This window comes from Gordonia amicalis NBRC 100051 = JCM 11271, assembly GCF_000332995.1.
Lineage (GTDB): Bacteria > Actinomycetota > Actinomycetes > Mycobacteriales > Mycobacteriaceae > Gordonia > Gordonia amicalis.
Map to the genome: position 1 here is coordinate 84,557 of NZ_BANS01000024.1, position 10,895 is coordinate 95,451.

At 66.6% G+C, this 10,895-nt stretch carries 6 protein-coding genes and 2 pseudogenes; 2 read left to right on the forward strand and 6 right to left on the reverse strand.

Features of this window, described 5'->3' with window-relative positions; genetic code table 11:
* Positions 1-100 precede the first annotated feature (100 nt).
* The 3 genes from GOAMI_RS12480 to GOAMI_RS12490 all read right to left on the reverse strand — a co-directional run bounded on the left by GOAMI_RS12480 (position 101) and on the right by GOAMI_RS12490 (position 3,022).
* A complete protein-coding gene (locus tag GOAMI_RS12480; protein ID WP_040004805.1) occupies positions 101-1,393 on the reverse strand; it encodes a TetR/AcrR family transcriptional regulator in 1,293 nt (430 codons plus the stop codon).
* Positions 1,394-1,469: 76 nt separating this feature from the next.
* On the reverse strand, positions 1,470-2,294 hold the full coding sequence (locus GOAMI_RS12485) for an alpha/beta fold hydrolase (protein WP_006436890.1): 825 nt from the start codon (positions 2,292-2,294) through the stop codon (positions 1,470-1,472).
* On the reverse strand, positions 2,291-3,022 hold the full coding sequence (locus GOAMI_RS12490) for a nitroreductase (RefSeq protein ID WP_006436891.1): 732 nt from the start codon (positions 3,020-3,022) through the stop codon (positions 2,291-2,293). Before GOAMI_RS12490 ends, GOAMI_RS12485 begins: the two co-directional genes overlap by 4 nt.
* A 160-nt stretch (positions 3,023-3,182) precedes the next feature.
* Between GOAMI_RS12490 and GOAMI_RS12495 the strand changes: the two genes are divergently transcribed.
* Positions 3,183-4,508: an oxygenase MpaB family protein gene (locus GOAMI_RS12495; RefSeq protein WP_006436892.1), complete on the forward strand. Its 1,326-nt coding sequence runs from the start codon at positions 3,183-3,185 to the stop codon at positions 4,506-4,508.
* A gap of 523 nt (positions 4,509-5,031) precedes the next feature.
* Positions 5,032-8,423: pseudogene (locus GOAMI_RS23910) on the forward strand (AMP-dependent synthetase/ligase); the annotation flags it as partial.
* 101 nt (positions 8,424-8,524) lie between these two features.
* Here GOAMI_RS23910 and GOAMI_RS12510 read toward each other — a convergent pair.
* The 3 genes and pseudogenes from GOAMI_RS12510 to GOAMI_RS12520 all read right to left on the reverse strand — a co-directional run bounded on the left by GOAMI_RS12510 (position 8,525) and on the right by GOAMI_RS12520 (position 10,857).
* A complete protein-coding gene (locus tag GOAMI_RS12510; RefSeq protein ID WP_006436896.1) occupies positions 8,525-9,160 on the reverse strand; it encodes a TetR/AcrR family transcriptional regulator in 636 nt (211 codons plus the stop codon).
* Positions 9,161-9,515: 355 nt separating this feature from the next.
* Positions 9,516-10,228: pseudogene (locus GOAMI_RS12515) on the reverse strand (aldehyde dehydrogenase family protein); the annotation flags it as partial.
* 200 nt (positions 10,229-10,428) lie between these two features.
* Positions 10,429-10,857 (reverse strand): hypothetical protein, encoded by a 429-nt coding sequence (locus GOAMI_RS12520; RefSeq protein ID WP_024500250.1) that lies wholly within the window; start codon positions 10,855-10,857, stop codon positions 10,429-10,431.
* Positions 10,858-10,895 lie beyond the last annotated feature (38 nt).

The window sequence follows — 10,895 nt, forward strand, 5'->3', positions numbered from 1 at the left end:
ACGATTCCACCGCCGATCACCGGGAGTTCCGCCGGAATAGTCCGAAATCGACTCGGCAGGAGGGTTTTCGAACTCTCCCGCGTCGCGTTGTGCAGCGCGGTCAGCGACGTCCGTAGATCGCTGCGAAGACGAATCGTGTGACCATCTCCGTGACGGCGGCACGGTCGCCGAGATGGGCCTCCCCGGCCAGCGAACCGGCAATCGTGCGTTCGATCGTCCACAACAGGGTCGCCGCATACTCACGAACGGGCGGCCCGGCGGGCGCGAGACCTCGCTTCCGATCGGCGAGGATGATCGACTCGAGCACGGTCTCCATCGCACTCATCGCCGCCAGGTATTCGACACGCAGTTCGGGCAGACGCGGCCACTCGTGCACGGCGTTCTTGATGACCGCCCCCGCGTGACGATCGACGTTCAACCACTGGTCGACCTGGGCCATGAGCGCCGACGGGTCCGCCCGATCGACCTCGACGATGTCAGCGAGCCCGGCGACGACATGCGCGGCCGCTTCCCGGAACAGGACGACGAAGGCATCTTCCTTGCTGCGGAAGTAGAAGTAGAAGGATGCGCGAGAAGTGTTGGAGTGCTTGAGGATCTTCGCCACCGACAGCTCGGCGAGGGTCTCGGTCATCAGCAGCTCGCGCATCGAGTTCAAGATGTTGCGCGCGGTCTCGGTTTCGACGGCCACGGGTTCCGCGGCCGGCGGTGCGGTCACCTCGGTCGCGGCGTCCTTCGCCGTCGCGCGCCGCCCCTTCGCCGGGGCGCGTCCTCCGTAGATGGCCGCCTCGTTGATCGCGGTCAACGACGTCGTGACGCTCGCGGCGGCCGGCAACCGATCATCGAGACCACGGGTGCTCACGTAGAAGGCACGCTCGGCGCCGCCGACCAGCATCGCGGCGAGCATCACCGCGGGAGCTCCGTCAGGTGCCCGACCCTCGGCTCGCTCGAACCTGATCTGTTCCGCCAGAGCCGACACGAACTGTTCGAACATGCGCTGCCACGCCTCGGCGACCGCCGGTCGGCTGTGCATGTGCTCGATGACCGCGCAGATCACTGCTCCGTGCTTCGACCACATCTCGAGCGTCTGGTCGAGACTCGACCCCATTCGCCGGGCCCGGTCGCGACCCGGGTCCGTCCCCCACGGTGCGTCGAGACCGTACGACTCGTCGAAGACACGGCCCAGGAGCGCAACCAGCACGTCGTACTTGTTGGCGAAGTAGTGGTAGAAATTCGCCCGGGACAAACCGCCGACCTCCAGGATCTGCGCCACCGTCAGGTCCTGGAGAGATGTGTTGGCCAGCAATTTCTCGGTCGCGTCGAACACCGCGATCTCCGCCGCGGAACTCCCGTCGTGGTCACGGGGGCGTCGACGCGCGAACGAACCCTGGCTCATGGGAGAAGAGTAGTAGATGTCCGGACACGCCGTCTGCAGGGTCGTCTGCAGGGAGGGACCGGGGTGACCTGATCGTTCACGACCGGAGTCCGGCACCGGTCCGCAGTCCCGCCAGCAACGCCTCGTCGAAGTCGTCCGGACACTCCAGCATCGGATAGTGACCGGCGTCCAGCTCCACGAGCTCACCGCCCAGACGATCCCGCACCCACCGGGCACCGCGCACCGAGAGCGCCGGGTCCGCGTCGCCGACGATCTGTGTCACCGGCAGCGACAGACGATTCAGCAGATCGACCTGCTCGGTGGTCATCAAGGTGCGCAACGCCGCCCCAGCGGCCCAGCTCGGGGTCTGAAGCGAGATGCGATGCAGCCAATCCAGCACCGACGGTTCCGGGTCGCTTCCCTTGAAAGGGTCCCCGACCGCCTTCCGCCGGAAGGAGATCCGGTCGGCGTGCTCGGCCGCGAGCATCGCCTCGAGCGGCCCCTCCGGCGGCACCCCGAAGGGGAAGGTCTCGTGTCGCGCCGACGCGACGCCGTTCGACGCGACGAGCACCAGGGAACGCGCGAGATCCGGTCGCCGACAGGCCAATCGCATCGCGACCAGGCCACCCAGCGACCATCCGACGAGGGCCACCCGGTCGAGGGCGCGTTGCTCGATGACCTCGATGGCGTCGTCGCAGAGTGAGTCGATGTGACAACCGGCGCGAGGGGCGTCCGAGTTCCCATGGCCCCGAAGGTCCATCGCGACCACCCGGTGGCCGCTCTCAACCAGCACACGGATCTGCCGATCCCACACCTCCCCACTCAGACTCCAGCCGTGGATGAGCAGCACACCCGGCCCGTCACCGACGTCGTGGAACGCGATCCGGACGCCGTCCCGCGTCAGGACATGGAAGTGGTTCATCCGAGCCGGCCTCCGCCGACGAAGGTCGCGACCTCGTCGACACTCTGACGGTGTGTCCGATAGCCGTTGACCGGGTGATCGACATCCGCGTAACCGAAGGAGATCCCCAGCAGAACCTGCCGGTCAGCGGGTAAACCGAGATGCTCACGGAGGAGGGGTGCCTGAGTGGCGAGCGCCGCCTGCGGAATCGCGGCCACCCCGCGACTGTGCGCCGCGAGCAGAAAACTCTGGACGAAGAGCCCGCAGTCGACGGCGCCGTAGGTGCCCAGGACCTCTTCGGTGGTGAGCACGGCAACGTTCGGGGCGTCGAAGAAATCAAAGTTGCGCAACGTCTGTCGCGCCGAACCCACCCGATCGTCCCGGGCGATACCGAGGCTGTCGTACAGCTGCCATCCGCTCTCCCGACGGCGCTCGCGGTACACCCCCTCGTAGGCCCGCGGGAACTCGACGTCCGGCCGGACATCGGCCCCGGACGCAACCCGCGCCCGCAGCGCTTCCCGTAGGCGACCAGTGGCGTCGCCCTCGGTGATGTGCAGGTGCCACGGCTGGGTGTTGCACCAGGAGGGGGTTCGGCGTGCGATGTCGAGGATCGCTTCTATCTCGTTGCGCGGCACCGCCGTAGGCCGGAATGCGCGACAGCTCCAGCGCGTGGCCAGCAGGTCGCGCAGCACTTCGGCGGCGAGGCCGGAACCGACTGCGCCGGTCTCGTGGGTCGGGACTCCGGACATTGGCTTGTCTCCTCCTGATGGATCTTGCTCGCCGGCCGGTGGCACCAGCGACGAGACACCTAACCAGACATGAAGTGTAGACATAGTGTTCAGTCGGGTCTACCCTGCCGTGTAACGGCCGTCACACCGGCCGCTTCACGCACTCGGCGAGGAAGAGGACATGACACCCCACGCAGCACCACAGCCGGACGAGCAGACTTTTCGCGGCGACCTGGATGTACCGACGGGATTGCCCCGCGGGATCGACCTGGGACGAATCGCTAACAAGGACAAGGCAATAGCCATGTATGGGAGAGACCTGGTCGAGAAGCTGACCGACCACGCACTCCTCGCCGACGACTACGCGTACGCGGCGATGCTCGACTTCAAGGACCCGTCGTACACCTCGACGTGGCGCACGTTCGACCAGGCACTCGAGTACGGCATCGACGCCGTGGACGATCCGAGTCCCGGATTGATCGCGCTGTTCGAGCAGCTCGACCGGGTCCCCGAATGGGTCGACTTCGACCAGCTCTACCGGGGCGCGGTCGCGTTCTGGCGCGCCGGACCGATCGTCCCGCCGGTCCTCGCCTGGGGTGCGATCGCCGGCGGGTTCTCGATGTACAGCGCCACGCGCCCGGTCCTGTTCAGCGGCCGGCTGCGCAAAGAGGACAAGGTCGGGACGCGACTCATCGAGAGCTTCCGTTACGTGGTGGCGGCGTACACCCCGGGCGGGATGAGGCGCTTCGAGGAAGGGTTCCGGCTGACCGCCAAGGTCCGCATGATCCACGCCGCCGTCCGTCACAGCCTCGGGCGCTCGGACCACTGGGACTGGGCGAACTGGGGCATCCCGATCAACAACCTCGACAGCATGGTCACCCAGGCCGGGCAGTTCGGTGTCAAGTTCACCGATGCCGTCCAGTCCGCCGGAATCCGTTACAGCGACCGCGAACTCGACGACATCTTCGCTCTGAGCCGCTATGTCGGTCATGTCATCGGTGTCCCGGAGGACATCTTGCACACCGACTACGACGACGCCCGCCGAAAGACAGATCTGCACACTCTCATCGAGTTGCCGCCGGACGAGCTCTGCCACGACGTCGTGCATTCGATCATCGAGTACAGCGTCGAGAACCCGCCCGGCGATGTCGAGGTCCTGCCGGGGCCGGTCGCGAAGTTCATGACGAACGAACGAAGGCTGAAACTCGCTTACGGACTGCTGCACTCGTGGATTCCGCCGCATGTGATGGACGCTCTCGGCGTCGAGAAGACCGCTTGGCGGCACATTCTGCCGGCCATCAGTCCCCTCGTCACCTTCGCCGATCGTGTCGGGCGGATACTCCCGCACGACGACGAGAAGGCAGCCTTCGCCATGCTTCGCCAGTTCAACGACGCGATAAAGCTTCCTGACGGAGCCGACAAGCAGATGGCCGTGGCCAACCCGGACGAGGTTCACGCGGACATCGCCGCGAACAAGGGCGGCATGCCGGTGGTGGCGAAACGATGACCACACATCGGACATCGGCACCACGTCCCCCGTGGCCGGGCCCCGATTGGTCCGGCACACCGGACAACTCGTTCCGGCCGAACGCGGAGTTCGGCGACGCGGAGCTCGCAGCTGCGCTCGAGGAAGCGAATCTGCCGATTCTGCTCGGATCGCTGGCATTGCTCACCGGTGACGACCGCTGGATTCGTGAGCCGTTTCTTCCCACCCCGCCGCCCGACCTCGGCGACCACGATGGCGGTGGTTTCGGTCCGGAACTCGCGACCCGCATCCGACAGGAAGCACACACGGCACTGTGCGCCTGGCGTGACGGTGACCTGACGATGGCCGATCCCCCGGCACCCGAACGACTTTCGCAAATCCTGTCGGTCATCCTGGCCGAACAATCCCCGACGACTACGGCCGGCTGCTCGGCGAGGAGATGGGGATCCACCGACGCCACTCCGAACCGTCGTCACCGCCGGCGGACGGTTTCCGGGTCGCCGTCATCGGTGCCGGCATCTCCGGACTCGCGATGGCGATCCGCCTGGAGCAGGCGGGAATCGACTACATCCTGATCGACAAGAACACTGCCGTCGGCGGCACGTGGCACGAGAACGTGTATCCGGGCTGCGGCGTCGACACCCCGAGTTACCTGTACGCGCTGTCCTTCGACCCCAAACCGGACTGGTCGAGTCACTTCGCTTCCCAGCATGAACTGGCCGAGTACTGGCGGGATCTGGCCGAGCGGCACGGCGTGCTCGCACGAACACGGTTCTCGACCATGGTGGATTCAGCCGCCTTCGACTCCGGCACCTCGACGTGGACACTCACGGTCCGTTCGGTCCACACCGGTGAGGCCGAGAACCTCACCGCGACCGCCGTCGTCAGTGCCGTCGGACTGCTGAACCAGCCGAGCATCCCGGACCTTCCGGGACTCCAGGACTTCGACGGTCCGGTTCTCCACACCGCCCGTTGGGATCCCGAGTTCGACCTCCGGGGCAAACGCGTCGCCGTGGTGGGCACGGGCGCCAGCGCGATGCAGTTCGTCCCCGCCGCGGCCGAGATCGCCGCACAGGTGCGTATCTTCCAACGGTCACCGCAGTGGGCGATGCCCCATCCGTTGAAAGGTGTTGCGGTACGCGCGTCGACACACTGGCTGAACGAACACGTGCCGTTCTACCTGGCGTGGTACCCCGCCAGGCTGTTCTGGCGCATGGGCGACAAGGTGTGGCGTCTGCTGCAGGTCGATCGCGATTATCCGCACCTCGGCCGCGCCATCAACAAGGGAAACGACCGGCTCCGCGCGATGCTCACCGCATACATCGAAAGCGAGTTGTCAGATCGCCCGGACCTGTTGGAGAAGAGCCTTCCCGATTATCCGCCGTACGGAAAGCGTCTGCTGATCGACGCGGGCTGGTTCCGCACCCTGCGTCGGGACAATGTGGACCTGATCACCACCGGGATCGAGACCATCACGCCGAACGGTGTCGCCACCACGGCGGGAACGACTTTCGAGGCCGACGTGATCGTCCTCGCCACGGGGTTCCGATCGGTGGACGTCCTCGGCTCGGTCGAGGTCCGCGGACGTGACGGACGAACTCTGCGGGAGGTCTGGGGCGATGACGACGGTAGGGCGCATCTCGGGATCACCGTGCCCGGGTTCCCCAACTTCTTCTGCCTATACGGCCCGAACACCAACACCGGCCACGGCGCGACGGTCATCGCCGGGACGGAGATGCAGATCCAACACGTGACCGCATTGCTCGCCACGATGATCGACGATCGCCTCGCGACCATCGAGGTTCGTCCCGAGGCGTACGAGGCCTACAACCGGGAACTCGACGAGGCGCTCGCGGACACCCGTCTGGCATTTCGGCGGCACCACCACATACTACCGCAACGATCGTGGGCGGATCGTCACCAACAGCCCATGGCGCTACGTCGACTACTGGCGACGGGTCCACCAACCCGATCCGGCCCACTTCCTCACCACCCGCGACACCGTCACGGCCGGCCTGCGCTCCGCCGTCGCGGAACCTGTTGCCCAACCCGGGTGAATTCCCACTCCCTCAACGTGATCGAGACAGGACCCATGAACCGCACACAGACATCGCCGGAACCCGTCGCGGCTCCCGGTATCTCCGCCACCACCCTGGTCGAGGCCTTCCAGGCAACCGCGGCGAATCGCACCCACTGCACCGCCCTGACCGCATCCGGCGACAACCGTTCGTACACCTGGGGCGAGTACCGCGACGCGGTGGAGGAAGTGGCCACCGGCCTCGCGAGCCTCGGCGTCTCCCGCGGTGACACCGTCGCCCTCATGGTGCGCAACAGTCCCGAGTTCCACATCCTCGACATGGCGGTGCTGCACCTCGGCGCGACCCCGTTCTCCATCTACCTGACCTCGGCGCCCAACAGATCAGCTACCTGTTCGAGAACGCGGGCAACCGCGTCGTCGTCGCCGATCCCGAGTTCGTCGACGTTCTCCGACGCACGGCGGCGCCCACCGTCGAACACATCGTCGTCAACGGCGCCGTCGACGACGGTCCGCACGGCCGCGACGACGGTCCCGAGGCGCTCATCTGCCTCGCCGACCTCCGGCGGCATCCCTCGGACGGCTTCGACTTCGAACAGGCCTGGCGCACCGTCGGGCCCGACGACCTGGCGACCCTGATCTACACCTCCGGGACCACCGGCGACCCCAAGGGGGTCGAGCTCACCCACGCGAACCTCATGTTCGTGATGTTCACCTGCAACCTGCGCTTCCCGTTCGCCTCCGACGGCGCGGCGATCAGCTACCTCCCCACGGCACATGCGGCCGACCGCGTCTTCTCCCACTATCTGGCGACCGTGACCGGATGGCCGATCACGACCGTGCGCGACGCGACAGCCGTCTTCGCCGCCGTGGCCGAGGCGCGTCCGACCTGGTTCCTCGGCGTTCCCCGGATCTGGGAGAAGCTCCGTGCCGCACTCCTCGCCCGTTTCGCCGCACTTCCGGACGATCAGCGAGAACCCACGCTCGCAGCAATCGAGGCGGCAACGCGCAGGGTACAGATGGAGCAGCGTCACGAACCGGTCCCGGCCGAGGTCGAAGCGTCGGTCGCCGCCGCCGACGGACAGATCTTTGCCGGACTCCGCGCCCAGCTCGGCCTCGACCGCGTCGCGCTGCTCATGACCGGCGCCGCCCCGATCGCGCCGGCGGTACACGAGTTCTTCCTCGCCATCGGCACTCCGCTCCAGGAAGGTTTCGGCATGTCCGAGACCGGAGCACTCGGCTTCACCAACCTGCCCACCGACATTCGGGTCGGGAAGGTCGGACTCGCGCAACCGGGTACCGAGGCGAAACTGGCGCCGGACGGCGAACTGCTCCTGCGCGGCCCCCATGTGATGAGGGGCTATCGCAAAGACCCCGAGAGGACCGCCGAGGCCATCGACGAGTCGGGTTGGCTGCACACCGGTGACATCGCACGGATCGACGAGGACGGATGGGTCACGATCGTCGACCGCAAGAAGGAACTCATCATCAACGCCGCCGGTAAGAACATGTCGCCGGTGTACATCGAGGGCAAACTCAAGAGCGCATCGCCGCTCATCGGACAGGCGTGTGTCCTCGGCGACCGGCGCCCGTACAACGTCGCACTGATCGTCCTGGATCCGGACGCCGCGGACACCTACGCGGCCGCGCACGGACTCGCCGACGGCTCCCCGGCGACACTGGTCGCGGATCCTGCCCTGCAGGCCGTGATCGCCGAAGCAGTCGAGCGTGCCAATGGTCAGCTGTCGCGGGTCGAGCAGGTCAAGCACTATCGGCTGCTCGCCGACGAGTGGCTACCGGATTCCGACGAACTGACACCGACCATGAAACTCAAACGACGCGCAGTCGCCGAAAAGTACGCCTCGGTCATCGACGAGGTCTACTCCGAGTGTTCGCCGTAGCCACCGAAACCGCCCCTGGAACCACCCTCTGTAGCCGCGCCGACGTGGCGTCGTCGGGCAGTCTGTGGAGGGCGGATTTCGAGGGCGCTTTGCGGTTCGGACTATGACTTGGCGGTGGCGGCCGGGACCGCGCTCGGCAGGAACGCCGGAAGAACGAAGTTACGCAACATGTCCCGGTGTTCGGGGTCATCCGGACGGTCGAAGTCCAGACGCCCGACGAGGATGAACTGGACGAGCGCGATCCACTCGGCCATCTTCTCCTTGTCGACGTCCCGGCGAATCTCGCCGCGCTCCATCGCCCGTTCGATGACCGGGTCCCACATCTCCGCGGTCAGCCGCGCGGCGAGGCCCGAGGCACCGACCAGCGGTTCGGCCATCTGCATGTGCTCGGGGCTGACGAGGATGCGGATCAACGGATCGCGACGTCCGCGGTCGACCAGGAAGATCAGGCCCTCGACGAGCTGATCGGCGAAGGTCTCCTTCTCGAGCATAAACTTCCGCGCTTTGGCGAACAGCATCCGCGAGCGCCGCTCGATGATGGCCGAGATGAGCGTGTCGCGGTCGCCGAAGTAGCGGTAGACGGTCGGGCGGGACACCCCGGCCTCGCGACCGATGTCGTCCATTGTCGTCTTGGTTACGCCGAATCGCTGGAAAACCTTCTCCGCAGCGACCATGATCTGTTTACGGGCCTCGTCGACGTCCTCACTCAGGACATTGCCCGTCTTTCTGCGTGCCACGTGTGTGCACCTCCCTCAAGCGATGTTACAACGGACAAACTGTGTCATCTGTCCGCGAGGCGGAAAAAATCGAGACAGCCTCGTCGTCCGTGGCGTCGAGCCGGCCGACAAGCAAAACGACCGAGGTGCGGATGTCCCTCCGCAACCTCGGCCGTCTCACACCCAGCGCGTATCCCGTCTAACGCACGCGCACCCCTCAGCGCACGCGATCGAAGCGAGTGTCCACGTCCTTGTACTCGTCCCGGATCACCGTCTTGGCGATCTTTCCACTTGGGAGCCGGGGCAGCGGGTCCTGCCGGATCACCACGTAGCGGGGCACCTTGAAGTCGGCCAGGACCTGCTGGCAGTGCTCGACGACCTTCGGGTTGACCACGAGCGACTCGGAGACCTCACGGTCGGCGACGAGCACGCTGAGGACGCCCTCGGGGATCACACCCTCTTCGACGAGTTCGGCGACCACGTCGGCGAACACCGACGGCGACAGCGGCGCCTCGGGCGAGGTCTTGAGGACGACCGAGCAGCCGGCGGCCAGGGCCGGGATGACCTTGAAGGCGATGCTGCCGATGGGTCCGTTCCAGGGGATGATCGCGGCGACGACGCCGGTCGGCTCCTTGACGATGCGGGAGACCCCGCCGTCGGCGCGCGGACGCTCCTCGACGACGTTCACCTTGCGCGCCTCGGCGGCCACCGCGCGGTACAGGCCGAGCACCATCTGCTGGGTCATCGCGCTGACGGGCGCGGTGACGCCGACCTCGACGATGCCGAGTGTCGTCAGTTCGGGGACCCGTGCCTCGAGGCGGTCGGCGATGGTGTCGATCACGTCGGCGCGTCCCGCAGGCGATTTGCGCGCCCACTCACCGCCGTCGAACGATGCCCGGGCCACGTCGACGGCACGCGCCATGTCCTCGGCGGTGGCGGCACGGACGCGGGCCGCGGTGCGCTCGGAGTACGAGTCGACCACGTCGATCCAGTCATTGCCGCTCGATTCGACCCAGCGGCCTCCGTGAAGACTCGGTCGCGGTCGGCGATGGTGGCGAGCGGGTCGGTCGCCTGTTCGGTCGTCGTCATGGAACAGCTCCTCGATGAGTGGATGTAATGTGCGCCCCGGAGTCCAGGGCGGACAACACGGTGACGCAGCGTTGTGAAGCGGGTCACAGGAGAGACTAGTAACCGAAAGGCGTTAGGTCAACACCTGACATGTTCTGTCATTTGTCTCGCAGCTCCGGCCACGAAAAAGCCCCCGCCGCAGCGGGGGCTGATGCGCCGGATTATTCCGCGTTCACCAGGTAGAACACCGATGAACCACCACCGGCTGCCTGGGGTGATGCGCCGATCTGGACCCAGAAGGTCGATCCGCCCTTGGACGCGGACAACACGGCGACCGACTGACCACCTTCGGTGGAACGGTGCGATTCGGTGTAGCCGGCGTCGGTGAGCTTCTTCGCCGCCGCGTCGAGCTGGTTGCCGGCATTCGCCGGGCCCTGGACGGTGACCTCCCAGCCGTCGGCGCGTGTACCGCTCGCCGAGAGCACGTGCCCGTCGATCAGCGGCACCTGCGTGACGGGAAAATCCGACGGCAGCGGGACACCCTCGGGACCGGCTTGCTCCTCCTCACCGCACCCGGCCAGGGAGCCCGCGACCACCACGATCGAAGCCAGTACCACAAGGAGACGCCAGAGCCAGTCGAACCGGAACATACGGGCAACGGTAAAGTAGTTCCCGCGGGCGTTCGCCC